Annotated in this window: 27 protein-coding genes; 19 read left to right on the forward strand and 8 right to left on the reverse strand. The window is 67.9% G+C overall.

All coding sequences use genetic code 11. From position 1 onward, the window contains the following. The first annotated feature begins 385 nt into the window (after nucleotides 1–385). From ACFPUZ_RS10525 to ACFPUZ_RS10560, 8 genes are all read left to right on the forward strand, one after another. Nucleotides 386–1,141 carry a succinate dehydrogenase cytochrome b subunit gene (locus ACFPUZ_RS10525; RefSeq protein WP_377001859.1) on the forward strand — a complete coding sequence of 252 codons (756 nt, stop codon included), beginning with the start codon at nucleotides 386–388 and terminating at the stop codon, nucleotides 1,139–1,141. A gap of 25 nt (nucleotides 1,142–1,166) precedes the next feature. After that, nucleotides 1,167–3,176: a fumarate reductase/succinate dehydrogenase flavoprotein subunit gene (locus tag ACFPUZ_RS10530; RefSeq protein WP_377001860.1), complete on the forward strand. Its 2,010-nt coding sequence runs from the start codon at nucleotides 1,167–1,169 to the stop codon at nucleotides 3,174–3,176. Next, on the forward strand, nucleotides 3,176–3,925 hold the full coding sequence (locus ACFPUZ_RS10535) for a succinate dehydrogenase/fumarate reductase iron-sulfur subunit (RefSeq protein ID WP_377001861.1): 750 nt from the start codon (nucleotides 3,176–3,178) through the stop codon (nucleotides 3,923–3,925). The genes ACFPUZ_RS10530 and ACFPUZ_RS10535 overlap by 1 nt, the downstream gene beginning before the upstream one ends. Before the next feature lie 43 nt (nucleotides 3,926–3,968). Beyond that, nucleotides 3,969–4,346 (forward strand): hypothetical protein, encoded by a 378-nt coding sequence (locus tag ACFPUZ_RS10540; RefSeq protein ID WP_377001862.1) that lies wholly within the window; start codon nucleotides 3,969–3,971, stop codon nucleotides 4,344–4,346. A 192-nt stretch (nucleotides 4,347–4,538) separates the two neighbouring features. Continuing rightward, entirely contained in the window at nucleotides 4,539–5,855 is a 1,317-nt protein-coding gene (locus ACFPUZ_RS10545; RefSeq protein ID WP_377001863.1) for a DUF445 domain-containing protein, read from the forward strand. Between the two features lie 24 nt (nucleotides 5,856–5,879). Beyond that, a complete protein-coding gene (locus ACFPUZ_RS10550; RefSeq protein WP_377001864.1) occupies nucleotides 5,880–6,542 on the forward strand; it encodes a CGLAU_01105 family protein in 663 nt (220 codons plus the stop codon). A gap of 18 nt (nucleotides 6,543–6,560) precedes the next feature. Beyond that, a complete protein-coding gene (locus ACFPUZ_RS10555; RefSeq protein ID WP_377001865.1) occupies nucleotides 6,561–6,848 on the forward strand; it encodes a DUF2516 family protein in 288 nt (95 codons plus the stop codon). Between the two features lie 38 nt (nucleotides 6,849–6,886). Further along, on the forward strand, nucleotides 6,887–7,405 hold the full coding sequence (locus ACFPUZ_RS10560) for a hypothetical protein (RefSeq protein ID WP_377001866.1): 519 nt from the start codon (nucleotides 6,887–6,889) through the stop codon (nucleotides 7,403–7,405). On the opposite strand, the gene ACFPUZ_RS10565 is transcribed toward ACFPUZ_RS10560, so the two are convergent. Genes ACFPUZ_RS10565 through ACFPUZ_RS10575 form a run of 3 tightly spaced genes read right to left on the reverse strand, consistent with a single transcriptional unit; the run spans nucleotide 7,368 to nucleotide 9,488 of the window. After that, nucleotides 7,368–8,123, reverse strand: coding sequence for an LmeA family phospholipid-binding protein (locus ACFPUZ_RS10565; RefSeq protein ID WP_377001867.1), 756 nt, complete (start codon nucleotides 8,121–8,123; stop codon nucleotides 7,368–7,370). The genes ACFPUZ_RS10560 and ACFPUZ_RS10565 overlap by 38 nt on opposite strands. Before the next feature lie 20 nt (nucleotides 8,124–8,143). Beyond that, nucleotides 8,144–8,956, reverse strand: coding sequence for a methyltransferase domain-containing protein (locus tag ACFPUZ_RS10570; protein WP_377001868.1), 813 nt, complete (start codon nucleotides 8,954–8,956; stop codon nucleotides 8,144–8,146). Between the two features lie 28 nt (nucleotides 8,957–8,984). Next, nucleotides 8,985–9,488 carry a DUF2505 domain-containing protein gene (locus ACFPUZ_RS10575; RefSeq protein WP_377001869.1) on the reverse strand — a complete coding sequence of 168 codons (504 nt, stop codon included), beginning with the start codon at nucleotides 9,486–9,488 and terminating at the stop codon, nucleotides 8,985–8,987. Nucleotides 9,489–9,512: 24 nt separating this feature from the next. Between ACFPUZ_RS10575 and ACFPUZ_RS10580 the strand changes: the two genes are divergently transcribed. Both ACFPUZ_RS10580 and ACFPUZ_RS10585 read left to right on the forward strand, forming a co-directional pair. After that, entirely contained in the window at nucleotides 9,513–10,631 is a 1,119-nt protein-coding gene (locus ACFPUZ_RS10580) for a UDP-N-acetylmuramate dehydrogenase (protein ID WP_377001870.1), read from the forward strand. A 116-nt stretch (nucleotides 10,632–10,747) separates the two neighbouring features. Beyond that, nucleotides 10,748–11,884 (forward strand): HNH endonuclease signature motif containing protein, encoded by a 1,137-nt coding sequence (locus tag ACFPUZ_RS10585; RefSeq protein WP_377001871.1) that lies wholly within the window; start codon nucleotides 10,748–10,750, stop codon nucleotides 11,882–11,884. On the opposite strand, the gene ACFPUZ_RS10590 is transcribed toward ACFPUZ_RS10585, so the two are convergent. From ACFPUZ_RS10590 to ACFPUZ_RS10605, 4 genes are all read right to left on the reverse strand, one after another. Continuing rightward, nucleotides 11,881–12,138, reverse strand: a complete 258-nt coding sequence (locus ACFPUZ_RS10590) for a metal-sensitive transcriptional regulator (protein ID WP_377001872.1) — start codon at nucleotides 12,136–12,138, stop codon at nucleotides 11,881–11,883. The genes ACFPUZ_RS10585 and ACFPUZ_RS10590 overlap by 4 nt on opposite strands. A gap of 10 nt (nucleotides 12,139–12,148) precedes the next feature. Further along, nucleotides 12,149–13,768 carry an FAD-dependent oxidoreductase gene (locus ACFPUZ_RS10595; protein WP_377001873.1) on the reverse strand — a complete coding sequence of 540 codons (1,620 nt, stop codon included), beginning with the start codon at nucleotides 13,766–13,768 and terminating at the stop codon, nucleotides 12,149–12,151. A gap of 24 nt (nucleotides 13,769–13,792) precedes the next feature. Next, nucleotides 13,793–13,960, reverse strand: coding sequence for a hypothetical protein (locus ACFPUZ_RS10600; RefSeq protein WP_377001874.1), 168 nt, complete (start codon nucleotides 13,958–13,960; stop codon nucleotides 13,793–13,795). 73 nt (nucleotides 13,961–14,033) lie between these two features. Continuing rightward, complete coding sequence (locus tag ACFPUZ_RS10605) at nucleotides 14,034–15,740, reverse strand: long-chain-fatty-acid--CoA ligase (protein WP_377001875.1); 1,707 nt, start codon at nucleotides 15,738–15,740, stop codon at nucleotides 14,034–14,036. A gap of 77 nt (nucleotides 15,741–15,817) precedes the next feature. Between ACFPUZ_RS10605 and mshA the strand changes: the two genes are divergently transcribed. Genes mshA through ACFPUZ_RS10625 form a run of 4 tightly spaced genes read left to right on the forward strand, consistent with a single transcriptional unit; the run spans nucleotide 15,818 to nucleotide 19,832 of the window. Further along, a complete protein-coding gene (gene mshA, locus ACFPUZ_RS10610) occupies nucleotides 15,818–17,089 on the forward strand; it encodes a D-inositol-3-phosphate glycosyltransferase (protein WP_377001876.1) in 1,272 nt (423 codons plus the stop codon). Between the two features lie 52 nt (nucleotides 17,090–17,141). Further along, nucleotides 17,142–17,888 (forward strand): phosphoglyceromutase, encoded by a 747-nt coding sequence (locus tag ACFPUZ_RS10615; RefSeq protein ID WP_377001877.1) that lies wholly within the window; start codon nucleotides 17,142–17,144, stop codon nucleotides 17,886–17,888. Nucleotides 17,889–17,898: 10 nt separating this feature from the next. Then, entirely contained in the window at nucleotides 17,899–19,140 is a 1,242-nt protein-coding gene (locus ACFPUZ_RS10620) for a sensor histidine kinase (protein WP_377001878.1), read from the forward strand. Beyond that, a complete protein-coding gene (locus ACFPUZ_RS10625; RefSeq protein ID WP_377001879.1) occupies nucleotides 19,137–19,832 on the forward strand; it encodes a response regulator transcription factor in 696 nt (231 codons plus the stop codon). The genes ACFPUZ_RS10620 and ACFPUZ_RS10625 overlap by 4 nt, the downstream gene beginning before the upstream one ends. On the opposite strand, the gene ACFPUZ_RS10630 is transcribed toward ACFPUZ_RS10625, so the two are convergent. Continuing rightward, nucleotides 19,829–20,698 (reverse strand): DUF3109 family protein, encoded by an 870-nt coding sequence (locus ACFPUZ_RS10630; RefSeq protein WP_377001880.1) that lies wholly within the window; start codon nucleotides 20,696–20,698, stop codon nucleotides 19,829–19,831. The genes ACFPUZ_RS10625 and ACFPUZ_RS10630 overlap by 4 nt on opposite strands. Before the next feature lie 34 nt (nucleotides 20,699–20,732). Here ACFPUZ_RS10630 and ACFPUZ_RS10635 point away from each other — a divergent pair, with 34 nt between their 5' ends. From ACFPUZ_RS10635 to ACFPUZ_RS10655, 5 genes are all read left to right on the forward strand, one after another. Next, on the forward strand, nucleotides 20,733–21,683 hold the full coding sequence (locus tag ACFPUZ_RS10635) for a Ppx/GppA family phosphatase (RefSeq protein ID WP_377001881.1): 951 nt from the start codon (nucleotides 20,733–20,735) through the stop codon (nucleotides 21,681–21,683). Between the two features lie 2 nt (nucleotides 21,684–21,685). Continuing rightward, nucleotides 21,686–22,309 (forward strand): hypothetical protein, encoded by a 624-nt coding sequence (locus ACFPUZ_RS10640; RefSeq protein WP_377001882.1) that lies wholly within the window; start codon nucleotides 21,686–21,688, stop codon nucleotides 22,307–22,309. A gap of 23 nt (nucleotides 22,310–22,332) precedes the next feature. Beyond that, a complete protein-coding gene (gene proC / locus ACFPUZ_RS10645) occupies nucleotides 22,333–23,151 on the forward strand; it encodes a pyrroline-5-carboxylate reductase (protein ID WP_377001883.1) in 819 nt (272 codons plus the stop codon). Between the two features lie 134 nt (nucleotides 23,152–23,285). Further along, nucleotides 23,286–23,477 carry a helix-turn-helix domain-containing protein gene (locus ACFPUZ_RS10650; protein ID WP_085550599.1) on the forward strand — a complete coding sequence of 64 codons (192 nt, stop codon included), beginning with the start codon at nucleotides 23,286–23,288 and terminating at the stop codon, nucleotides 23,475–23,477. Nucleotides 23,478–23,680: 203 nt separating this feature from the next. After that, on the forward strand, nucleotides 23,681–23,759 hold a 79-nt coding region (locus tag ACFPUZ_RS10655; RefSeq protein ID WP_377002261.1), incomplete at its 3' end, for a 30S ribosomal protein bS22.

Below are 23,759 nucleotides of genomic sequence, written 5' to 3' on the forward strand. Positions count from 1 at the left end.
TCACTCATACGCAAGATTGCGAACTTTGCGTGGGAAGATGTTCGCGGAAGGTGAATGCACCCTCCCGAGGGGGGCCCGCGGGAGTGTTTAGCCGAAAGTTTGATATCTAACGGGGTGGGATGCGTCGGGTGCCGGTGAGGGCGTGATCAACCTCACAAGTTGCTGTGAATCTAAGTCCTGCCGGGCCGGGAGGGCGGTCGCCGACGGTCGGGACCATGGCTGGCGACGTTTTATGCACATTTGTTTCGTGGCAGCCTGAGGTTAGCCTGGCCTAAGGAGTCGCGTGGTGCGGGTGTGACAACGGGGGGAAGGGCGCGGCCGGGTTGCCCGAAAGTGGTCGCGACCGGGGGAGTCGCCGTAAAGTATGAGCGACACTGGAGGTGCCATGACTGTTAAGAACGCAGACCGGGACGCAATCGTCCACGGCAAAATCACTGAGAAGCCGCTGCGCGAGCGGCCGTCCTACCCGACCTGGGCCATCAAGCTCGTAATGGCCATCACTGGCCTGATCTTCGGACTCTATGTCCTGGTCCACATGGTCGGTAACCTGAAGATCTACATGCCGGACCATGACGGCGTCGTCGCCATCAACGAGTACGGCGAGTTCCTGCGCACCATGGGTGCCCCGATCTTCCCGCGCGAAGGGTTCCTGTGGATCTTCCGCATCGTGCTGCTGGTGGCCGTCGTGCTCCACATCCACGGTGCCTTCGCACTGCACGGCCGTTCCCGCGTCTCCCGCGGCAAGTTCGCCCGTACCAACCTGGTCGGTGGCCTGAACACCTTCTCCAGCCGGACGATGCTGATCACCGGCATCATTCTGCTGCTGTTCATCGTCTTCCACATCCTGGACCTGACCATGGGTGTCACCCCGGCTGCGCCGGAGGCCTTCGCCCACGGTGAGATCTACGCGAACCTCATCGCCAGCTTCTCCCGCTGGCCCGTCGCGATCTTCTACATCCTCGCCATGGTCGTCCTGTTCCTGCACCTGTCTCACGGCATCTGGCTGGCAGTCTCCGATCTCGGTATCACCGGCCTGCGCTGGCGCAAGGTCCTGCTCGTCGTCGCCTACCTGGTGCCGGCGATCGTCATGATCGGCAACATTTCGATGCCGCTGTCCATCGCTCTGGGCTGGCTCAGCTAGGTCCTGAAGGGAAGTTCTGAAAAATATGAGCAACACCGAAACCGCTTCTCGTCCTGAGTTCCGTCACCCCGCCTCCATCGTGGAGGGCGTCGTGCCGGGCACCGTCCTCGACAACGCGGAGCCGCAGGGCGTTCCGACCAAGGAAATGTGGGACTACCAGAAGGAGCACATGAACCTTGTGTCTCCCCTGAACCGCCGCAAGTTCCAGGTCCTCGTCGTCGGCACCGGCCTGTCCGGTGGCGCCGCTGCCGCCGCACTCGGCGAGCTGGGCTACGACGTCAAGGTCTTCACCTACCACGACGCCCCGCGCCGTGCGCACTCCATCGCCGCCCAGGGTGGCGTGAACTCCGCCCGCGGCAAGAAGGTCGACAACGACGGCGCCTACCGCCACGTCAAGGACACCGTCAAGGGCGGCGACTACCGCTGCCGCGAGTCCGACTGCTGGCGTCTGGCCATCGAGTCCGGCCGCGTCATCGACCACATGAACGCCATCGGCGCCCCCTTCGCCCGCGAGTACGGCGGCACCCTGGCCACCCGTTCCTTCGGTGGTGTGCAGGTCTCCCGCACCTACTACACCCGTGGTCAGACGGGCCAGCAGCTCCAGCTGTCCACCGCTTCTGCGCTCACCCGCCAGATCGGCCTGGGCAACGTGGAGATCTTCACCCACGCCGACGTCGTCGACCTCATCGTCACCAACAAGGACGGCAACAAGCGTTGCGAGGGCATCGTCACCCGCAACCTCATCACCGGTGAGCTGACCGCCCACACCGGCCACGCCGTCATCCTGGCGACCGGTGGCTACGGCAACGTGTACCACATGTCCACGCTGGCCAAGAACTCCAACGCAGGCGCCCTCATGCGCGCCTACGAGCAGGGTGCCTACTTCGCCTCCCCGGCCTTCATCCAGTTCCACCCGACCGGCCTGCCGGTCAACGCGACCTGGCAGTCGAAGACCATCCTCATGTCCGAGTCGCTGCGTAACGACGGCCGCATCTGGTCCCCCAAGGAGCCCAAGGACGACCGCGATCCGAACACGATCCCGGAGGACGAGCGCGACTACTTCCTGGAGCGCCGCTACCCGGCCTTCGGCAACCTGGTCCCGCGCGACGTCGCCTCCCGTGCGATCTCCCAGCAGATCAACGCCGGCCTCGGCGTCGGACCGCTGCTGAACTCGGCCTTCCTCGACTTCCGCGACGCCATCGAGCGCCTCGGCAAGGACACCATCCGCGAGCGTTACTCCAACCTCTTCGAGATGTACGAGGACGCCATCGGTGAGGATCCCTACACCACCCCGATGCGTATCGCCCCGACCTGCCACTTCACCATGGGTGGCCTGTGGACCGACTTCAACGAGATGACCTCCATCAACGGCCTCTTCGCCGCCGGTGAGGCCTCCTGGACCTACCATGGTGCGAACCGTCTGGGCGCCAACTCGCTGCTGTCCGCGTCGGTCGACGGCTGGTTCACCCTGCCGTTCACCATCCCGAACTACCTGGCCAACCACCTCGGCGAGGACGTTCTGCCGGCTGACTCCCCGGAGGCCGCCGAGGCCGTCGAGCGCGCCCAGGCACGCATCGACCGCCTGCTCAACATCAAGGGCCCGAACCCGCACGGTGCCGAGTACTACCACCGCCAGCTCGGCGAGCTGCTGTACTTCGCCTGCGGCGTCTCCCGTAACGTCCCGGACCTGCAGGACGCGATCGTCAAGATCCGCGCCATCCGCGAGGACTTCTGGACCAACGTCCAGATCCCGGGCGAGCAGAACTACATGAACCAGGCCCTCGAGTACGCGGCGCGCGTCGCCGACTACATCGACCTGGGCGAGCTCATGTGCGTCGACGCTCTCGACCGCGATGAGTCCTGTGGTGCCCACTTCCGTGACGACCACCTGTCCGAGGACGGCGAGGCCGAGCGCGACGATGAGAACTGGTGCTTCGTCTCCGCGTGGGAGCCGGCCGGCGAGGGCAAGTTCATCCGCCACGCTGACCCGCTCTACTTCGAATCGATCCCGCTGCAGACAAGGAACTACAAGTAATGAAGCTGACACTTGAGATCTGGCGTCAGGCCGGACCGACCCACGAGGGCGCCTTCGAGACCGTCGAGGTCCCGGACGCCGTGCCGCAGATGTCGGTGCTGGAGCTGCTCGATCACGTGAACAACCGCCTGATCGAGGCGAACAAGGAACCCTACATGTTCGCCTCGGACTGCCGCGAAGGCATCTGTGGCACCTGTGGCCTCCTGGTCAACGGCCGCCCGCACGGCCCGGGGCAGAACACCCCGGCCTGCCAGCAGCGTCTGACCGGCTACAACGACGGTGACGTGCTCAAGCTGGAGCCGCTGCGCTCCGCCGCCTTCCCGGTCATCAAGGACATGGTCGTCGACCGTTCCTCCCTGGACCGTGTCATGGAGAAGGGTGGCTACGTCTCCATCAATGCCGGTACCGCACCGGACGCCGACACCCTGCACCTCAACCACGAGACCGCGGAGTTCGCGCTCGATCACGCCGCCTGCATCGGCTGTGGCGCCTGCGTCGCGGCCTGCCCGAACGGTGCTGCGCACCTGTTCACCGGCGCGAAGCTGGTCCACCTCTCCCTCATGCCGCTGGGCAAGGAGGAGCGCGGCAAGCGCGCCCGTCAGATGGTCGACGAGCTCGAGACCAACTTCGGTCACTGCAGCCTCTTCGGTGAGTGCGCCGACGTCTGCCCGGCGGGTATCCCGCTGACCGCCGTCGCCGCCGTCACCAAGGAGCGCGCACGTGCCGCCTTCCGCGGCAAGGACGACTAAGCTCGGGGTCACCCGAGTCACGAGAGACGAAAGCGAGTAAGCAATGGCTTCCCACAACTTTGCGGTCGCCGATCAGGCTTCCGAGAGCTTCCCGGACTACGCTCCGCAGCTCCACGACTCCTACATCGACGGCTACGACCCGGTGTCCCTGGGTGCGCCGCACTCCTCCCTGGAGCGCGCCTCCACCTGGATCGGCATGGGCCTGGTGCTCACCTCCCTGGCGGGCTTCGGCATCATGATCTGGATGGCCGCGACCCTCCTCTGGGGTCAGGGCGTCACCGTCGCCGAGTACGACACCACGATGTACATCATCATCGGTGCCGTCATCGCGGCCGTCTGCCTGGTCGCAGGCTTCGGCCTCATCCACCGCGGTCGTCGTTTCTACCGCGAGTACCGCGACACCACCGGTCGTCGGAACTAACGTTTTCAGCTGACGTCTTTCGGCCCGACAGGCCCGTCCCCTTCGTGGGGGCGGGCCTTCGTCGTTGCCGCCCCCGTAGTCTTGGGGTGTGCGCCGGAACATCATCATCGTCCTCATCACGCTGATCACCATTCTCACGTCGATCAACATCCTCATGCTCGCGTTCGAGCTGCTGTGAGGATAATGGGCGACATGGGAAAGCACAGCCAGCTCGAGCTTATCGACGCCCGCACGGTCCCCGGCCCCAGCCCGGAGGTCGAGGCGCAGCGTCGGCGGACGCTGCGGAACCACAAGATCTTCGTCACCGGGCTGCTCGTCGTCGCGGCGGTCATCTTCCTGGCGTGCAGCTGGTGGCAGAACCAGCCGGGCGGGGCCCCGGTGTGGGTGGGCTACGTCCGGGCGGGCGCGGAGGCCGGCATGGTGGGTGGCCTGGCGGACTGGTTCGCGGTCACCGCCCTGTTCCGCCACCCGATGCGCATCCCGATCCCGCACACGGCGCTCATCCCGAAGAAGAAGGACCAGCTCGGCCAGGCGCTGTCGGAGTTCGTGGGGGAGAACTTCCTCAACGCGGAGTTGATCACGGAGAAGGTGTCCGCGGCGAACATCCCGGAGAAGCTCGGTTCCTGGCTCGCCCGTCCCGCCAACGCCGAGAAGGTCTCCCGGGAGGCGGGTCGGCTCACCGCCAACGCCATCCGGGCCTTCGACCCGCGGGACGCGGAGATGCTCATTCAGTCCCAGCTCATCGACCGCTTCACCGAGCCGCAGTGGGGGCCGCCCGCGGGTCGCCTGCTGGCGGACCTCCTCGCCGACGGGCGGACCGAGCCCGTGGTGCAGGAGGTGGTGACGTGGGCGCACCGGAAGGTCCTGGGGATGGAGGAGACGGTGGTCAGCCTCATCGACGAGCGGATGCCGCAGTGGGCGCCGAAGTTCGCGAAGGATCTCGTCGGGGCCCGCGTCTACAAGGAGCTGGTGGGCTTCACGGCGGCGGTGGCCAATGACCCGGAGCATGAGGCCCGCTACGCCATCCGGCGTTTCCTCGGGGAGCTGGCGGAGGATCTGCAGCACGATCCGACGATGATCGCCCGCATCGAGGGCATGAAGCACGACCTGCTCGGTTCGACGCCGGTGCGGGGGGCGGCGGCCGCCATCTGGGCGAACGCCTCGGTCTCCCTCATCGAGGCCGCCGAGGATGAGACCTCGCTCCTGCGGACCAAGATCACCGACCTGTGCATCACGTGGGGCACCAACATCCAGACCGACCCGCAGCTGCGGGCCAGCCTCGACCGCCGCATCACCGGGGCCGCGGCCTTCCTGGCGGACAATTATGCGGGGGAAGTTACGGACATCATCTCGGAGACCGTGGAGCGGTGGGACGCGGCCGAGGCCAGCGACAAGATCGAACTGATGGTGGGCAAGGACCTCCAGTTCATCCGCCTCAACGGAACAATTGTTGGTGCGCTCGCGGGCATTGCTATTTACACTGTGAATCACCTGCTCTTCGGAGCGTGACCGCCACAGGAAAGGGATAGTGCCATGACCAACCCCACCCCCGAGCCGAACAACTCCCTGCTGGACAACCTGCGCGAGCCCGTCCAGGCGTGGGTGTCCGCCGGTGCCCGCCTCGGAGATGTCGTCTCCGATTTCGCCGAGCGCTTCCGCGCCGACCGGGAGCGCACCGACGCCCCCACCGACGTGCACAGCGTCTACTCCGGCGAGTCCGCCCTGGCCGGCGAGGAGTCCGCCGCCGAGCGTTTCCGCACCGCCGCCCAGGAGGCACGCACCGGGCTGGCCGGGGCGAAGTCGACCGAGGACTACAAGAACGTCTCCCTCGCCTTCGCCGGCCGCGCCGAGGACATCATCCGTGACCTCGCGGGGTCCGTGCGCCGCGCCGCGGGTGAGACGAAGGACTCGGCCTCCGCCGCGGAGGCCCGCTCCGCCTTCAGCAGTGCGGTGGCGTCGGTGCGCACCACCTTCGACGAGACCGTCGAGCAGGCGCGTGCCCGCCGCGGGGAGACCGCCGGCGAGCAGTCCTTCATCGATGATCTGCGCCGTCGCCTCGACGACCTCATCGCGCGCGCCGGCACCGTCGGGGACAAGGACGCCCCGGCCCCGGCCCCGACCCCCGAGGACGGTCCGGTGCCGCATATGATTGACGGCGAGGTCGTCCACACGGACGACGTGCCCCCGACGAAGTAAGGACACTCCACCTCCGCCATGAGCATCCTCGACGGTTTCACGTATTTCGAGTTCGCACTGTTCAGCCTCATCGCCCTCTGCGGCGTCGTGGGTGCTGTGTTTGCTCTGCTGACCCGCGATGATGCTTATGCGGCCGGTGACCGGCAGTCGAAGTGGATCTGGGTGGCCATCCTCATCGGCTCCGCCTTCGTGGTGGTCACCCGGGTGCCGTTCCTCTCCTGGGCCGGCATCGTGGCCATCGGCGTCTACTGGTTCGATGTGCGTCCGCACCTCAAGTCCATCGTCAACGGCAATTACGGCTGGTGAGCAGTGATGCAGCGTGGCTTGCGGGCCACGCTTTTCTCATGCTTATCGACGCCCCGGTGGTCCGGGACGGCGTCGACCGGGCCCGCTCCGCGGGCCTGCGGGGTGTGGTGCTCGCCCCCTCCACCCTGCCATCGGCGGGGGACACGGCCGGCCTGACGGTGGCGGCGGTCGTGGGCTGGCCCACCGGGCGCCACCACACGCTGGTGAAGGCGGCGGAGGCGCGACTGGCGGTCGCGCAGGGGGCGACGGAGATCTGGCTGGCCACCGACCCCCACGTCACTGACCCGAACGCCCTGCTCGCCGAGATCGTCGCCGTGCGGGAGGCCGTTCCTCCCCCGGTCACCCTGGCGGTGTACCGGCACCCGGATGCCTCCCCCGCCCTGGCGGAGATGGCCGCGCTGGCGGGGGCGGAGCGGATGGTGGGGGCGTCGATAAGCGGGGACCTGCCGCACACCCTCCGGGCCGATTCCCTCGATGAGGTCATCGCGGCCCTGGAACAGGGCGCGGACCGGGTCGCGGTCAGCGACGCGGCAGCTGTGTGTCCGCCACCTGACTGAGGGCGACATTGTCGCCGCTGAGCTGCAGGCGGGCGCCGCCGTCGATGACCTCGAAGGTGTCGATGCGCAGATCACCCGCCTGCTCCTGCAGCCCCTGCTGGAGCCCCTGGGTGATCAGGGCGGTGACCTGCGCGGGCAGGGCGAAACCGAAGAGGGAGCCGCCGGCCGCCTCGAAGGTGAGCACCCCGTCGACGGGGTGGGGGATGAGATTGAGGGTGGCCATCCCGCCGTTGAATTCGACGTCGAGGGTGCCTGCGTCGGGGGAGGCGGTGAGGTCGGAGACCTGGACGAGGCCGCCGTCGGCACCCTCCTCGCGCATGGCCTTCTGGACCGTGGCCAGGAGGAACTCGCTGGGCAGCTCCGTGACGGTGACCATGTGGGCGGCCACCGGGTCACTCGTGTCCGAGATGTCCAGGTCCGTGAGCGTGACGTGCACCCCCGGCTGGCCGAGGATCTCCTGGCCGGTGACCTGCAGGGTGGAGGGGGTGGTGACCTCGACGTTCGGCACCGTGCGGCTCACCGCGGAGAACACCAGCGGGGTGGGTCCGAAGGAGATGGTCGGGTCCTGTTCCATCGTCACGCCGTCGGCGGCGGCCTGCTCGCGGAAACTCGCGCGCAGTTCCGAGCCGATGAACCAGCGCAACCCGAACTCCGCCACCAGCAGGACGATGAGCAGTGCGACGAGGACGCCGACGAGGAACTTCCACATTTTTGCCATGACAGACAGTGTGGCGCAGCCTAGGGGGTGGGGGCAACCGCAGCCCAGGGGATCGTCAGCAGGTTGTCACGCAACGTGCGGCGGACGGGGGTGAGGGGCCACCCTTCGTCGATGAGCATCTGCCGGGCCTGGCGCCACCGCACCCGCGGGCCGAAGGGCTCCCACCCGGCCGCCCGCTCCCAGGCGCTGTCCGCGGCGGCGAGCAGCGCGTGGATCGGCTCGCCCGGCACGTTGCGGTGGATGAGGATCTTCGGCAGGCGCTCCGCCACGTCCGAGGGCTTCTCGACGTCCCACGGGTCCCACGCCAGCGTCAACGTCCGCGGTCCGGTGCGGTCAAGCAGCAGCCACGCGGCGCGGCGGCCCAGCTCGTCGCAGGTGCCCTCGATGAACAATCCGCCCGGGGCCAGCCGCTCCAGCACGGAACGCCAGGCGTCCTCCACCTGGTCGACGTCGTATTGGCGCAGCACGTTGAAGGCTCGCACGAGGTGGGGCCGGTAGCCGGCGAGCTCGAAACCCCCGAGCTCGAAGCGCACGCCCGCCCGCGGGGGCAGAATGCGCTCCGGGTCGATCTCCAGGCCCACGACCGAAAGGTCCGGGCGCACCGTGCGCAGGCGGGTCGCCCATTCGACGGTGGTGGCGTGGGAGGCGCCGTAGCCGACGTCGACGGCGAGGGGGGAGGGGGCGTCGAGAAGCAGCGCCCGGATGCGCGGATGATGCACCGCCCACCGGTCGGAGCGACGCAGGCGGTTGAATCCGGTGGTGCCGCGGGTGATCACCCCGAAAGGCCGACCACGGCCCGCCTCCGCGCGGAGATTATGGGCGTGATCGGCCATGGGTGGAGCAGTGGGAAACGCGGAACGCCTAGGCGTTCTCGCCGATCCAACGGTTGGTCAGTTCACCCTCGGTGGCGAACAGGTCCCCGAGAGCCTCGGCGACCTTGGGCTCGATGGCCGGGCCCATGAAGGGGATCTTCACCGAGACGTCGTTGGCGTAGGTGAGGGTGGTGGTGGCGTCATCGCCGGAGACGTTGATGTCGCCGGAGAAGTCGACCGGGGTGCCCTTGACGTCGGCGACGTAGGTGACGGCGGCGGCGTTGTCGACCAGCGGGCCGACGGTGACGACACGCTTGACCTTCAGCGCCTGGGAGATCATCGCGCGGACGGCCTCCGGGAGGATGTCCAGCGGCAGGACCTCGAAGAGGGTGGCGATGGCGCCGCCCTCGGTCTGCTCGAACTCATTGACCTCGCCCGGCTCGGGGGAGAGGGTCTGTGCGATGAACGCCCAGTAGTCGGGGTTCGTCAGCGCGGCGTGGACCTTCTCGACCGGCTGATTGATGGTTACGGTGTTCTCACTGCGGGTTGCCATAGCTAACAGACTACCGTTAAGAACGTGAGCGACACATCTCTGACCCCGGACATTCAGTCACGTCTCAGCGAGCTGGCAGACGTGACCCTCGATGAGCGTCTGACCTTCGCCGATCTGACCACCCTGCACCTCGGCGGCCGGCCGTCGATGGTCGTGCGGTGCGCCACCGCCGGGGCGGTGGCCGAGGTGGTCACGCTTCTCGACGCCCACGCGATCCCCCTCCTCGTCGTCGCCGGGGGCTCCAACCTCGTCGTCGCCGACGGGGACCTTGACCTGGTCGTGGTGCTGCTGGCCGATGACTCCTTGACGGTCGACGTGTCGACGGGGCGCGTGGTGGCCGGAGCCGGTGCCGTGTGGGACGACGTCGTGGCGGCCAGCGTGGCGGCCGGCCTCGGGGGCATCGAGTGCCTCTCGGGCATCCCCGGTTCCGCCGGGGCCACCCCCGTGCAGAACGTCGGGGCCTACGGCGCGGAGATCGCCGACGTCCTCGTGCGGGTGCAGCTGCTCGACCGCGCGACCGGGGAGGTCGCCTGGGTGCCGGCCGCAGATCTCGAGCTGGCCTACCGCTACTCCAACCTCAAGTTCACCTCCCGCGGCGTGGTGCTGGCGATCGAACTGCAGTTGAACGTGGACGGGTTGTCCGCGCCCCTGCGCTTCGGGGAGCTGGCCCGCCGCCTCGGGGGTGCCGAGCGCTGGCCCGTGGCCGCCGTCCGCGAAGCCGTCCTCGAACTGCGCCACGGCAAGGGCATGGTCGTCGTGGAATCGGACCATGACACCTGGTCGGCCGGTTCCTTCTTCACCAACCCCGTGGTGCCGGTGGACGTGGCCGACTCGGTGCAGGAGGCGGTGCGGGCGTCCCGCGGGGACGCCGACGCCGACCGCATGCCGCGTTTCGACGCCCCGGGCGGCCAGAAGCTCTCCGCCGCCTGGCTCATCGAGCGGGCAGGCTTCGCCAAGGGTCATCCGGGGGAGGGCGCGCCGGTGCGCCTGTCCACCAAACACACCCTGGCACTGACCAACCGGGGTGCCGCTACCACCGCTGACCTCGTCGCCCTGGCCCGCGAGGTCCGCGACGGCGTGCGCTCGGCCTTCGGCGTGGATCTCGTGCCGGAGCCGGTGTGGGTCGGGGTGTCCATTGACTGAGTTTGTCAACCGGTAGTGTGACCGGAAAGGGCGTTTCTGTGGATAACGGGTAGTTATCCACAGGCCGCGTTGCGTGCTTCTCGACGGCTGCGTGTTTCCGGTTTAGTGTCCGGGGCATGAACACCCTCGACGCGCTGGCAGCCCTGCGGGCAATGACCGTCCTGGAGGACCTTTCCTCCCAGGCGGTCACCCGCGCGCAGCTTGATGCCCTCGGGGTTCGCGATGCGTTGTTGTGGGAGAAGCTGGCGGCCACCTACTACGGGGCCACCAGGTACAAGAAACTCCAGCAGGCAGCGCGGGTGGCGGCAGCGGAGTTGTCGTTGGATGCGGTGATCGTCATCGAAAAACACCTCCGCTCCCTGCTCCGCGGTGCCTCGGTGTCGGTGGAGGAACTGCGCGTGCAGCTGTGTGGTTTGCGCGGCACCGTCGCGGAGATCGACCGGGCCGCAGCCACGAAGGTCCGCGATCTCAACCGCACGGTGAAGGATGCCGCAGCGAAGGCCTACGGGAAACGCGCGTTGCGGGGTGGCAAGAACACCGACGGCCACGGCATGCGAACCTTCACCGTGACCCGCCCGGAACGCGAAATCTCGGCCATGCTCTCCCACCTCACCCCTACGGCTTCTGCATTGCGGGCCGCGGATAAGGGGTTGAGCCACGAGCAGGCCATGGCCGATGCCCTCTACTCCCACATCATGGGCAGCACTGGGGAGGCCGCCAACCAGCCCTTGGCCCCGCATGTCGTCATGGCCCTGCCCGACTACGCCACAGTGCTGCGCCGGGAGGGGGATGACACGGTCTTCGGGCTGACTGATGGCACCACCATCACCGGTGCGGAGCTGGTGGCCCATGAGATGGCCACCCACGGGTTCGTCGGGATCTACGACCCGGTCGAAGGCCCGGTGGATCTCTACCGGGACCAACGCAGCGCGACTTTCAAGCAGCGCATGCTGTTGGCTGCGGAGACGATCCTGTGCCCCGTGCCGGGTTGTACGACGGCGGCGGATTTCTGCCAGGTGCATCACCTGGAGGCCTGGAAGGAAGGTGGGGAGACCAACATCAAGAACATGTCGATGGCCTGCAAGGTGCATAACGCGCGTAACGATGATGACCCGGACGCCCCTCCCCGCCATGGACGCCTGGAACGCCACCCGGGTGGGGTGTTGCATCACCCACCTGATGGTGGGCCACCACGGGCCAACATCCACCCCATCCGGAAACTCTCCGCCATGGGGCTCCTCAACAACGCCTAAGCCAGGGAGAGGAACATCCTCTCGAGCTTCTTCTCGTCGAGTTCGGAACCTTCCTCGGCGAAGCACTTCTTCATGCCCGTGGAGACGATGAGGTAACCGGCGCGGTCAATGGCCTTCGCCACGGCGGAGAGCTGCATGACGGCGTCCTCGCACTCCTGGCCCTCCTCGAGCATGCGGATGACAGCCTCGAGCTGGCCCTTCGCCCGCTTGAGGCGGGTGACGGACGGCTTGGCTTCTTCGGGTGTGAGCTGCATGTCGCCCATCCTACTGTCGAGACAACTGGCCATGACCCCACGTCACGTATCCGCCGTCGAGGTTGGCCACCTCGACGCCGAGATTGCTCAGCAGGGAGCACGCCACGTGGCCGCGGAGGCCGACCTGGCAGTGCACGAGGACCTTCTGGTCGCGGAGCTCGTCGATACGCGCGCGCAGCTCGTCGACCGGGATGTTGACGGCGCCCGGGATCTGGCCGCGGCCGAACTCCTTGGCGGTGCGGACGTCGACGAGCGTCCAGCCGTCGGCGAGGGCCTCGTCGAGTTCGTGCCACTGGAAGGTGCGCTCGCCGGCGACCATGTTGTCGTTGATGAACCCGACCATGTTGATGGGGTCCTTCGCGGAACCGAACTGCGGGGCGTAGGCCAGTTCCAGATCGGCGAGGTCGGTGGCGGTGAGGCCGGCGCGCATGGCGGTGGCGAGGACGTCGATACGCTTGTCGACACCCTGGCCGCCCACCGCCTGGGCGCCGAGGATGAGGTCGGTGTCCGCGTCGACGATGACCTTGAGATGGATGGTCTCGGCGCCCGGGTAGTAGCCGGCGTGGTTGGCGGGGTGGAGGTGGATGACGCGCAGGTTCTTGCCCGCGGCGCGGGCGCGGCGTTCGTTCCAGCCGACGGATCCGGCGGAGAGTCCGAAGACGCCGACAATGGCGGTGCCCAGCGTGGGCGTGCGTGCGACGTCGCGGCCGGTGATGATGTCGGCGACGAGGCGGCCGTGGCGGTTGGCGGTCTGCGCCAGCGGCACGAGGGTGTCCTCGCCGGAGACGTGGTCGGCCTTCTCGGCGGCGTCGCCGAGGGCGAAGATGCGCGGGTCGGAGGTGCGCTGGTGCTCGTCGACCTTGATGCCGCCGCGCTCGCCGACCGCCAGGCCCGCGGCGACGGCGAGCTCGTTGGCGGGGCGGACGCCGATGCTGGCGATGACGAGGTCGGCGGGGACGACGCGGGCGTCGGCAAGCGTGAGCGAGTCGGCGCCGACGGAGACGGTCTCGGCGTCGGTGAGCACGGTGATGTCGTTGTCGACGAGACGCTTCTCGACGATCGCCGCCATCTCCTCATCCAACGGCGCCAGGATCTGCGGGGCCCGCTCGATGACGGTGACCGCGAGGCCGCGGTGGCGCATGTTCTCCGCCACCTCGAGGCCGATGAAGCCGCCGCCGATGATCGCCACGGAGGCCACGTCCTCGCTCAGGGCCGCGACGATCGCGTCGACGTCCTCGATGGTGCGCAGGTGCAGCGCGCGCTCGATGCCGGGGATCTCCGGGATGATCGGGGTGGCGCCGGGGGAGAGCACGAGGTGGTCGTAGGTGATGGTGTCGCCGGTGTCGGTGGTGACGGTCCGGTTCTCCCTGTCGACGGCGACCGCGCGCGTGTTGACGCGCACGTCGAGGTTGAAGCGCGCCGCCAACGAGGCGGGGGTCTGCAGGAGCAGCGAGCGACGCTCGGGGATGACGCCGGAGACGTGGTAGGGGAGTCCGCAGTTGGCGAAGGAGACGTGGCCGGAGGCTTCGAGGACGATGATGTTCATGTCTTCGTCGCGGCGGCGCAGGCGGGCGGCGGTGGACATGCCGCCGGCGACGCCGCCGACGATCACGGTGGTCTGGGTGCTCATTGTGTGGATGCTACTGCAGGGTGTCTAGCGGCCGAAGAGTCCGGCGAAGAGGCCCGGCTTCTTCTCGACGGGGGTGTCCTGGCAGACGCACCACTGGTTGTCGGGGACGGTGGCCTTGACCTGGTCGATGTGCTGGCCACAGCCGCTCCAGGTGGTCTTGTGGCAGGTGGGGCAGGGGACGGGGCGGCACATGGGGGCTCCTCGGGGGGTGGGTGAATATTACGGCACCCACTATACCCCCCAGGGTATACCCCGGCGCAAGTCTCTACTTCTCCAGCAGGCGCAGCAGGTCCGCCTGCACCTCGCGACGCCGGATCTTGCCCATCTGGTCGCGGGCCAGCTCCTCGAAGTGGTAGAAGGTGCGCGGGACCTTGTAGCGGGTGAGGCGCTCGCGGGCGAAGGCCTTGAGCCCCTCGGGGTCCATCGCGGCACCGTCGCGCAGGGTGACGCAGGCGACGACATCCTCGGAACCGTCCTCGCGGGGGCGGCCCACCACCGCCAGATCGACGATGTCCCGGTGATCGCGCATGGCCTCCTCGACCTCCGCCGGGTAGACGTTGAAGCCGCCGGTGATGATGACCTCCTTGATGCGGGCGACGAGGCGGATGAAGCCGTCCTCCTCCATGACGCCGATGTCACCCGTGCGGTACCAGTCGCCGTGGAAGCTCTTCTCGGTGGCCTCGGGCTGGTTGAGGTAGCCGGGGAACACCTGCGGGCCGCGGACGAGGATCTCGCCCTCGGTGCCGTCGGGCTGGGTCTCGTCGAGGTTGTCCGGGTTGGCGATGCGCACCTCGGTGTCCGGGAAGGGGATGCCGACGTAGCCGGGGCGGCGGTCGTCGTTCATGGGGTTACCCACGATGACGGGCGACGTCTCCGTGAGGCCGTAGCCCTCGACGAGGCGGCCGCCGGTGAAGCGCTCCCACTTCTCCACGGTGGACACCGGCAGCGTCGCCGCCCCGCAGAAGGCGTTGCGCACGCCGGAGATGTCGATGTTGTCGGCCTCGGCGGCCTCGACGATCTTCTCGTAGAGGGTGGGCACGCCCGGCAGCCAGGTGGGGGTGTGCTTCTTCATCACGTCCATGATGAGGGGGATCCGCGGCGCCGGCAGGAGGATCATCTCGCCGCCGATGTAGAAGGACAGCGTGCCCACCATGGTGAGGCCGTAGGCGTGGAACATGGGCAGCGCTGCGAGCATCCGCTCGTGCTGCTCGCCGAGCCCCGGCACCCAGTTCTTGCCCTGCAGGCAGTTGGCGAAGAGGCTGCCGTGCGTGAGCATCGCGCCCTTCGGCGTGCCCGTCGTGCCCGAGGTGTAGAGGATGAGCGCGATGGTGTCCTTGGTGACACCGGGCTCCGAGACGATGTCGTCCCCCTCGCCGCCGATGGCCGAGCCGATGAGCGCCTCCCACGGCACCGTGTTGGGGGCCGGGGCGGACAGGGCCTCGCGCTGCTCCTTGACCTTCTTGATCGGCAGTTTGAGCGCCAGCTGCTTGATCGCCGGCATCGCCTCGATCATGTTGACCGAGATGATCGTCTCCAGCGACGTCGTGCCGCGCAGCTTCTCCAGGGTGGGGGCCGCCTTGTCCCAGGCGATGACCACCCGGGCGCCGTGGTCGGCGAAGGGCCCCTCCAGCTCGTGGGCGGTGTAGAGCGGGTTGTGCTCCACCACGGTGGCGCCCAGCTTGAGCACGGCGTAGAAGGCGGCGATGTGCTGCGGGCAGTTCGGCAGGATGATGGCGACCTTGTCGCCCGGGCGGACACCGAAGGCGCGGAGGCCGGCGGCGGCGCGGCGGACCTGGCGGTCGAGCTCGCCGTAGGTCTGCGACTTACCGAAGAACCAGGTGGCGGGCTTGTCGGCGTTGATGGCCAGGTTGTTGTCGTAGACGTCGAGCAGGGTCGTGTCGTCGTAGTCGAGGGAGTGGGGGGTCCACTCGGGGTAGTACTTCAACCAGGCCTTGGTCTCGAATGCCGACATGGGGTGCCTTCCGCTGCTGAGGGGTGTGACGAAGTGCGCCCTAGTATACGGACCGACGCCGCACCTACTATGGGGCCATGCGCGTCGCCATGATCTCCATGCACACCTCGCCGCTGCAGCAGCCCGGGACCGGGGATGCGGGGGGCATGAACGTCTACGTCCTCAACACCGCCCGCCAGCTCGCGCGCCAGGGGGTCGAGGTGGACATCTTCACCCGGGCCACCCGCCCCAGCCAGGGGGAGGTCGTCGAGGTGGAGGCCGGCCTCCGGGTGATCAACATCGTCGCCGGCCCCTACGACGGCCTGGAGAAGGAGTCCCTGCCCACCCAGCTGGCGGCCTTCGCCGGCGGGATGGTGCAGTTCCACCGCTGCAACGACATCAGCTACGACCTCATCCATTCCCACTACTGGCTCTCCGGGCAGGTGGGCTGGCTGCTGCGGGATCTGTGGGAGGTGCCGCTGGTCCACACCGCGCACACCCTGGCGGCGGTGAAGAACGCGCACCGCAGCGACGAGGACTCCCCGGAGTCGGAGGCCCGCCGGATCTGCGAGCAGCAGCTCGTCGATAATGCGGACGTCCTCGTGGTGAACACCCCGGAGGAGACCAACGACCTCGTCGAACATTACGACGCCGACCCGGACCGCATCGTCGTCGTCTCCCCGGGCACGGACATCGAGCTGTTCACCCCGGGCACCGACCGCAACACCGAGCGGTCCCGCCGCCTGCTGGGCATTCCACTCGACGCCGAGCTCATCGCCTTCGTCGGGCGCCTCCAGCTGTTCAAGGGCCCGCAGGTGCTCATCCGGGCGGCCGCGGAGATGATGCGGCGCAACCCGGAGCGCAAGCTGCGCGTCATCATCTGCGGCGGGGCGTCGGGGGCCGCGACGACGGAGAGCCAGTTCGTGGAATTGGCCCGGGAGCTGGGCGTCGCCCGCCGCATCCGCTTCCTCGACCCCCGTCCGCCGGAGGAGCTGGTCACCATCTACCAGGCCGCGGACCTCGTCGCCGTCCCCAGCTACAACGAGTCCTTCGGCCTGGTCGCCATGGAGGCCCAGGCCTGCGGCACCCCGGTCGTCGCCGCCCGCGTGGGTGGTCTGCCCGTCGCCGTCGCGGAGGGCGAGACCGGGTTGCTTGTCGACGGCCACGGCACCGCCGACTGGGCCGACGCCCTGGAGTCCCTCCTCGACGACGATGACACCCGCCTGCGGATGGCGGAGGAGGCGGTGCAGCAGGCGGCGAACTTCTCGTGGTCGGCCTCGGCCGCGCAGTTGGCGTCGGTGTACAACGAGGCGCTGGCGATCGAGACCACGGACTGCGCCCCGCGTCGGGACCGCGCCCAAGGGCTGTGAGCCGGGGGTATATATCCCCACATGAGCGGCGTGATCGTGGCATATTGGAGGCATGACCAACGGAAAGCTCATTCTTCTTCGCCACGGCCAGAGCCAGTGGAACAAATCGAACCAGTTCACCGGCTGGGTGGACGTTGACCTGACCGAGCAGGGCGTCGCCGAGGCCATCCGGGGCGGCGAGATGCTCAAGGAGACCGGCAACCTGCCGGACATCGTCTACACCTCCCTCCTGCGTCGTGCCATCCGCACCGCGAACATCGCCCTCAACGCCGCTGACCGGCACTGGATCCCCGTCGTGCGCGACTGGCGCCTCAACGAGCGTCACTACGGTGCGCTGCAGGGCCTGAACAAGGCCGAGACCAAGGACAAGTACGGCGACGAGCAGTTCATGGCATGGCGCCGTTCCTACGACACCCCGCCGCCGGAGCTGGCCGACGACTCCGAGTACTCGCAGTCCGACGACGTGCGCTACCACCACCTGGACACCGTGCCGCGCACAGAGTGCCTGCTCGACGTGGTCAAGCGCTTCATCCCCTACTACCAGGAGGAGATCGAGCCCCGCGTCAAGCGCGGTGAGACCGTCCTCGTCGCCGCGCACGGCAACTCGCTGCGCGCCCTGGTCAAGCACCTCGACGGCATCTCCGACGAGGACATCGCGGCCCTCAACATCCCCACCGGTATCCCGCTGGTCTACGAGCTGGACGCCGAGGGCACCGTTCTCACCCCGGGCGGCAACTACCTCGATCCGGAGGCAGCCGCGGCCGGTGCGGCCGCTGTGGCCGCGCAGGGCGGCAAGTAGCCTGTAAGGCGTGTCAGCCTTTCTCGCGTTCCTGTTGGGCGTCGCCGTCACCGGCGTCGCCCTTCCGGCGTTGAACTGGGCCCGCCGCCGGATCATCCGGCACCGTTCCTCCGCCACCCTGGAGGACAATCAGGTCACCACCGTGGGCCAGGTCCTCCACCTGGCCATACAGGGTTCGCCGACGGGGGTCACCGTCCTCGACCGGGGTGGGGAGGTCATCCTCTCCAACGCCCGCGCCCACGAGATGGCCCTCGTCCACGACCGCACCGTCAACGAGCAGGTGTGGCGCGTCGCCGGCGAGGTGTACGCGGACAAGGAGGCCCGCACCCTCGACCTGACGATGCCGTACCGGCGCACCGGTAACCGTGTGTCGTCGGTACGCGCCCTCATCAAACCGCTCACGCTTATCGACGACCGCTTCGTCATCGTCTACGGCACCGACGAAAGCGAAAACGTCCGCATGGAGTCCGCCCGCCGCGACTTCGTGGCCAATGTCTCCCACGAGCTCAAGACCCCCGTCGGCGGCATGGCCCTGCTGGCGGAGGCCCTCATGGAGGAGGCGCAGGACCCGGAGCACGTCGCCTACTTCGGCGAGCGCATCCACAAGGAGGCCCACCGCATGGCGGGCATGATCAACGAACTCATCTCCCTGTCGAAGCTGCAGGGCGCCGAGCCCCTGCCGGAGATGGAGCCGGTGTCCGTCGACGACGTCATCGAGGAAGCTTTTCGACGCAACCAGGTCGCCGCCGACAACGCCGACATCACCCTCACCAAGGGGGCGGAGTCCGGGGTGCTCGTCATGGGGGACCGCTCGCTGCTGGTCACCGCCGTGTCGAACCTCATCTCCAACGCGATCAACTACTCCCCGCAGTCCGTTCCGGTGTCGGTGTCGCAGAAGGTGGCCGACGAGGACGTCGTGCTCATCCGGGTGACCGACCGCGGGATCGGCATTTCCCCGGAAGACCAGAAGCGGGTGTTCGAGCGCTTCTTCCGCGTCGACAAGGCGCGCTCCCGCTCGACGGGCGGCACCGGGCTGGGGCTGGCGATTGTCAAGCATGTCGTCGCCAACCACGGCGGTAACATCAAGGTATGGTCCCGACCTGGAACGGGATCAACGTTCACCATTGAACTTCCGATCCATCATCCCTCCCCCGAGATGTCGGCGGGGCAGGATGAAGAGTCAGGCTCCACCGGGGCACTGCGCCAGGCCGTGACCCGGGTGGCGACACGTCGAAAGGACAAAGCATCATGACGACGACCATCCTCATCGTCGAGGACGAGGAGTCACTCGCGGATCCCTTGGCATTCCTCCTGCGCAAGGAGGGCTTCGAGGTGATCATCGCCGGCGACGGTCCCACCGCACTCGTGGAGTTCGACCGCAACGACATCGACATCGTCCTGCTCGACCTCATGCTCCCGGGCATGTCCGGCACCGACGTGTGCAAGCAGCTGCGCACCACCTCCAGCGTGCCGGTCATCATGGTCACGGCGCGTGACTCGGAGATCGACAAGGTGGTGGGCCTGGAGCTCGGCGCCGACGACTACGTCACCAAGCCCTACTCCTCCCGCGAGCTCATCGCCCGCATCCGGGCCGTCCTGCGGCGCGGTAACGACGCCGAGCCGCTCCTGGAGGAGATCGAGGAGCAGATCCTCGAGGGCGGACGGGTACGCATGGACGTCGAGAGGCACACCGTCACCGTCGCCGGCGAGCCCGTCCCCATGCCGCTCAAGGAATTCGACCTCCTCGAATACCTGCTGCGCAACGCCGGCCGCGTGCTCACCCGCGGGCAGCTCATCGACCGGATCTGGGGCGCGGACTACGTCGGCGACACCAAGACCCTCGACGTGCACGTCAAGCGGCTGCGCTCCAAGATCGAGGAGGAGCCCTCCCGGCCGAAGCACCTGGTCACCGTCCGCGGCCTGGGTTACAAGTTCGAGGCCTAGGAGTTCCAACTTTTCGACGCCGGGTGCACCGCGGTCAGTCCGGCGGTGGCCCGGCGGGCGCAGTGGGCGGCGAGAATGTCGTAGGACGGCTGCCCCATGAGCGCGATGAGCTCGGTGCGCATCGACTTCCACAGCGGCTCGGGGTGCGTGTGGCAGGCGCTGGCGCTGGAGCACCACCAGTCGAAGTCCTCGCCGCCGTTGCCCCAGGCGCGGCGGTCGTACTCGCCGATGGTGGTGCGCAGGATCTCGACGCCGTCGGTGCGCTCCTCGTAGTCCTCGTAGCGACGCAGCGGCACCTGCCAGCACACCTCCGGCTTCTCGACGGTCAACTCACGGCCCTCCGCCACCGCCCACTGGTGGATCGCGCAGCCCGTCCCGGTCGGCCACCCCGCGCGGTTGGCGAAGATACACGCGCCGCCGAGGGTCTTCGTCTTGAGGGAGGGTTCCTCGTCATCGTCGTCCCACTCCAGCCACGGTTCCAGGTCGACGGCCTCGTCGGTGGCGAAGTACTCGTCCACCCCCTTAGGGCGGTGCTGCCAGTACTTCGCGGGCATGTCGTGGACGGCGTTGTAAAGCTGGTCGCGATCGGTCTCATCGGCCAGGTAGGCGCCGTGGACGCAGCACCCGATGTCGGTCTGGGCGAAGTCGATCCCCTGGCACGCGTCCTGCCCGAAATGGCACGTGTAGTGCGACTCCACCCAGGTCAGGTCGATCTGGAAGGTGTGCAGCGGATCCTCGGGATTGACGAACTCGTACCACTCGCGAGGGAAATCAGGGGCTTCCTCGGCGCCGGCCCGGATCTGCAGACCGGCGGGGGAGCTGTCGGGGAAGCCGAGAAAAACCGGGGAGGAAGGTGGTCGATTCACACTTGGCCACGTTAGACCGTCTACCCTTGATCATGTGCGACTAGGTGTATTGGACGTGGGCAGCAACACTGTCCACATGGTGGCGGTCGATGCCCGCAATGGCGGGCACCCGACCCCGATGAGCGACTGGAAGACGAGCCTGCGCCTCGTCGAACTTATCGACGGCGACGGTGCCATCGGCGACAAGGGAGTCAAGCGACTCACGAAGGCGGTCGCCGAGGCGGCCGACCTCGCGTCGACGCTGGGCTGCTCCGAGGTCATGTCGTTCGCGACCTCCGCGGTGCGCTCGGCGACGAACTCGGCCGAGGTCCTCGACGGCGTCGAGAAGGAGACCGGCGTCCGCCTCGAGGTCCTCTCCGGCGAGGACGAGGCGAAGCTGACCTTCCTGGCGGTGCGCCGCTGGTACGGCTGGTCCGCCGGACGCATCACCAACCTCGACATCGGCGGCGGCTCCCTCGAGCTGTCGACAGGGTCGGACGAGACCCCCGACGTGGCCATCTCCCTCGACCTGGGTGCCGGCCGCCTCACCCACCAGTGGTTCGACACCGATCCGCCGGAGCGGAAGAAGATCAACCTCCTCCGCGACTACATCGACGCCGAACTCACCGAACCGGCCCGTCAGATGCGCGCCTACGGGGCCGCCGGCCTGGCCGTGGGCACGTCGAAGACCTTCCGCACGCTGGCACGCCTCACCGGTGCCGCCCCCAGCGCCGAGGGCCCGTACATCAAGCGCACGCTCACCGCACCGGGTCTGCGCCAGCTCATCGCCTTCATCTCGCGGATGACCGCCGCGGACCGCGCGGAACTGGAGGGCATCAGCTCGGACCGTTCGCACCAGATCGTCGCCGGCGCCCTCGTCGCCGAGGCGAGCATGCGCGCCCTGGGTCTGGAGAGCATCGAGATCTGCCCGTGGGCACTGCGCGAGGGAGTCATTCTCCGTCGTATCGACAAGGGGCTGGATCCCGCCCCTGAGGAAAGGATGTGACCATGAGCGATGACAACAAACAGTTGACGGTCGCCGAGTTGCTCGCCCGCGCCAACCGCGACACGGGCGAGGAGGCCCCCCGTCGTCGACGGCGGCGCAGCCTGGAGGAGGGCGGCATCTCCGTCGCCGAACTCACCGGGTCCATTCCGGCGGTCAAGGAGAAGCCGGCCGAGGCGCGGCATTCCTCCGTGCCCATCGACGAGCCGGAGGCTCCGGTCGCTCCGGCGCCGAAGCCTGACGAGCCGGAGACCCCCGCCGCGCCGACCCCCGCGACCGACGAGACCGCCGTCCTGGAGAAGGTGACGGTCGAGGCGGAGCCGGAGCTGGAGCCGGAGCCGGAGATCGCCGTCGAGGAGCCTGCCGTCGAGGAGAAGACCTCGATCACCGGCGTCATCCTCATGGCGCTCATCGGGGTGGTCCTCGGTGTCGTCGTGTTCAAGGGCTTCGAGATGCTGTGGGAGAACCTGTCCCGGCCGATCGTGGCGGGCCTGGCGATCCTGGTGACGGTGGGTATCGTCGGCGTCGTCAAGGCGCTGCGCACCGCGAACGATGGGCTGTCGATGTTCCTGGCGGCGCTGGTCGGCATCGTCATGACGTTCGGGCCGCTGGCGGTCGTGCTCCTCTGACCTTGTGTGGCACTCTGGGGACCATGACGAAAATTGTGGTTATCGGAGGCGGCAAGATCGGCGAGGCGCTGATCTCGGGTCTTGTCAACGCGGGCGTCGACCCGCAGTCGATCACGGTCACGGGCCGCCGCCCGGAGCGTGGCGAGGTGCTGCGCGAGCGCTACGGCGTCCGCGACAGCACCGACAACCGGCTGGCCGCCGAGGACGCCGACGTGGTGTTCCTGTGTGTGAAGCCGAAGAAGATCGTCGCTGTGCTGGGGGAGATCAGCGAGGCGATCGAGGAGAACGACGTCACCACCATCCTCGTGTCCATGGCCGCGGGCATCCCGCTGTCCGCCATGGAGGACGCCGTGGTGGCCGGCACCCCGATCGTGCGGGTCATGCCGAACACGCCGATGCTCGTCGGCCGGGGCATGAACGCCGTCGCCACGGGACGTTTCGTCACCGAGGAACAGCTGGCCGAGGTCACCGAGCTTCTGTCCGTGGTGGGGGAGGTCCTGCCCGTCGCGGAGACCGACATGGACGCCGTCACCGCGCTCGCGGGCTCCTCGCCCGCCTATTTCTTCCTCGTCGCCGAATCGCTTATCGACGCCGGCGTCTCCCTCGGCCTCACCCGCGACGTCGCCGAGAAGCTGGTCGTCACCTCGGCGGCGGGCGCGGGGATCATGCTCTCCGAGTCCGGCCAGGACCCGGCGACCCTGCGGGCCAACGTCTCCTCGCCGGCGGGCACCACGGTGGCCGCCCTGCGGGAACTCGAGGAATCCGGCATCCGCGGCGCCTTCTTCCGGGCCACCGAGGCGTGCGCGCGCCGTTCGGCCGAGCTCGGGGGAGCATCCTCATGACGGGACTCACAAAAAAAGAGGCACTTAAGTCGCAGTAGTCACACAATTCACGCTAAGCTGTTCCAAGCACGTGCGTGTCCGTCCTGCGGGAGGGGAAGCCTGCAGCGCGCCACATGCTGAAGGGTTGAATGAATATGACTAATGCAGACAAGGGTACTTTTCTGACGGTCGCGGAGGTCGCGGAGATCATGCGCGTTTCCAAGATGACCGTCTACCGGCTGGTTCACTCCGGTGACCTGCCGGCGGTACGCGTGGGCCGCTCTTTCCGTGTACACGAGAAGGCGGTCAACGATTACCTCGATTCCTCGTACTACGAGGTCGGTTAGGCCCGTCTCCGTTCCTGCGGCGCCGATCACTCCCCCGAGTGGTCGGCGCCGCAGGCTTTTTTGGTCGCCTGGCAGGGCGCCGGTATGATGGTGCCCATTCGTGCCGACGGTACCTTCCCGCGCAGCCAGCGTGGTCGAGAGTGCACCTCGAGGTGAAGTCGGCAGGTTACGTACGTACTCACTCAACTATCTGAGGAGACCCCATGGGTTCTGTCATCAAGAAGCGCCGCAAGCGCATGTCCAAGAAGAAGCACCGCAAGATGCTGCGCCGTACCCGCGTGC

The organism is Corynebacterium nasicanis (assembly GCF_042658165.1).
GTDB lineage: Bacteria > Actinomycetota > Actinomycetes > Mycobacteriales > Mycobacteriaceae > Corynebacterium > Corynebacterium nasicanis.

What these genes read in the sequence shown, in the direction of transcription:
- ACFPUZ_RS10525 (WP_377001859.1), top strand. Translation starts at nt 386, where the DNA reads ATGACTGTTAAGAACGCAGACCGGGACGCAATCGTCCACGGCAAAATC.
- ACFPUZ_RS10530 (WP_377001860.1), top strand. Translation starts at nt 1,167, where the DNA reads ATGAGCAACACCGAAACCGCTTCTCGTCCTGAGTTCCGTCACCCCGCC.
- ACFPUZ_RS10535 (WP_377001861.1), top strand. Translation starts at nt 3,176, where the DNA reads ATGAAGCTGACACTTGAGATCTGGCGTCAGGCCGGACCGACCCACGAG.
- ACFPUZ_RS10540 (WP_377001862.1), top strand. Translation starts at nt 3,969, where the DNA reads ATGGCTTCCCACAACTTTGCGGTCGCCGATCAGGCTTCCGAGAGCTTC.
- ACFPUZ_RS10545 (WP_377001863.1), top strand. Translation starts at nt 4,539, where the DNA reads ATGGGAAAGCACAGCCAGCTCGAGCTTATCGACGCCCGCACGGTCCCC.
- ACFPUZ_RS10550 (WP_377001864.1), top strand. Translation starts at nt 5,880, where the DNA reads ATGACCAACCCCACCCCCGAGCCGAACAACTCCCTGCTGGACAACCTG.
- ACFPUZ_RS10555 (WP_377001865.1), top strand. Translation starts at nt 6,561, where the DNA reads ATGAGCATCCTCGACGGTTTCACGTATTTCGAGTTCGCACTGTTCAGC.
- ACFPUZ_RS10560 (WP_377001866.1), top strand. Translation starts at nt 6,887, where the DNA reads ATGCTTATCGACGCCCCGGTGGTCCGGGACGGCGTCGACCGGGCCCGC.
- ACFPUZ_RS10565 (WP_377001867.1), bottom strand. Translation starts at nt 8,123, where the DNA reads ATGGCAAAAATGTGGAAGTTCCTCGTCGGCGTCCTCGTCGCACTGCTC.
- ACFPUZ_RS10570 (WP_377001868.1), bottom strand. Translation starts at nt 8,956, where the DNA reads ATGGCCGATCACGCCCATAATCTCCGCGCGGAGGCGGGCCGTGGTCGG.
- ACFPUZ_RS10575 (WP_377001869.1), bottom strand. Translation starts at nt 9,488, where the DNA reads ATGGCAACCCGCAGTGAGAACACCGTAACCATCAATCAGCCGGTCGAG.
- ACFPUZ_RS10585 (WP_377001871.1), top strand. Translation starts at nt 10,748, where the DNA reads ATGAACACCCTCGACGCGCTGGCAGCCCTGCGGGCAATGACCGTCCTG.
- ACFPUZ_RS10590 (WP_377001872.1), bottom strand. Translation starts at nt 12,138, where the DNA reads ATGCAGCTCACACCCGAAGAAGCCAAGCCGTCCGTCACCCGCCTCAAG.
- ACFPUZ_RS10595 (WP_377001873.1), bottom strand. Translation starts at nt 13,768, where the DNA reads ATGAGCACCCAGACCACCGTGATCGTCGGCGGCGTCGCCGGCGGCATG.
- ACFPUZ_RS10600 (WP_377001874.1), bottom strand. Translation starts at nt 13,960, where the DNA reads ATGTGCCGCCCCGTCCCCTGCCCCACCTGCCACAAGACCACCTGGAGC.
- ACFPUZ_RS10605 (WP_377001875.1), bottom strand. Translation starts at nt 15,740, where the DNA reads ATGTCGGCATTCGAGACCAAGGCCTGGTTGAAGTACTACCCCGAGTGG.
- mshA (WP_377001876.1), top strand. Translation starts at nt 15,818, where the DNA reads ATGCGCGTCGCCATGATCTCCATGCACACCTCGCCGCTGCAGCAGCCC.
- ACFPUZ_RS10615 (WP_377001877.1), top strand. Translation starts at nt 17,142, where the DNA reads ATGACCAACGGAAAGCTCATTCTTCTTCGCCACGGCCAGAGCCAGTGG.
- ACFPUZ_RS10625 (WP_377001879.1), top strand. Translation starts at nt 19,137, where the DNA reads ATGACGACGACCATCCTCATCGTCGAGGACGAGGAGTCACTCGCGGAT.
- ACFPUZ_RS10640 (WP_377001882.1), top strand. Translation starts at nt 21,686, where the DNA reads ATGAGCGATGACAACAAACAGTTGACGGTCGCCGAGTTGCTCGCCCGC.
- proC (WP_377001883.1), top strand. Translation starts at nt 22,333, where the DNA reads ATGACGAAAATTGTGGTTATCGGAGGCGGCAAGATCGGCGAGGCGCTG.
- ACFPUZ_RS10650 (WP_085550599.1), top strand. Translation starts at nt 23,286, where the DNA reads ATGACTAATGCAGACAAGGGTACTTTTCTGACGGTCGCGGAGGTCGCG.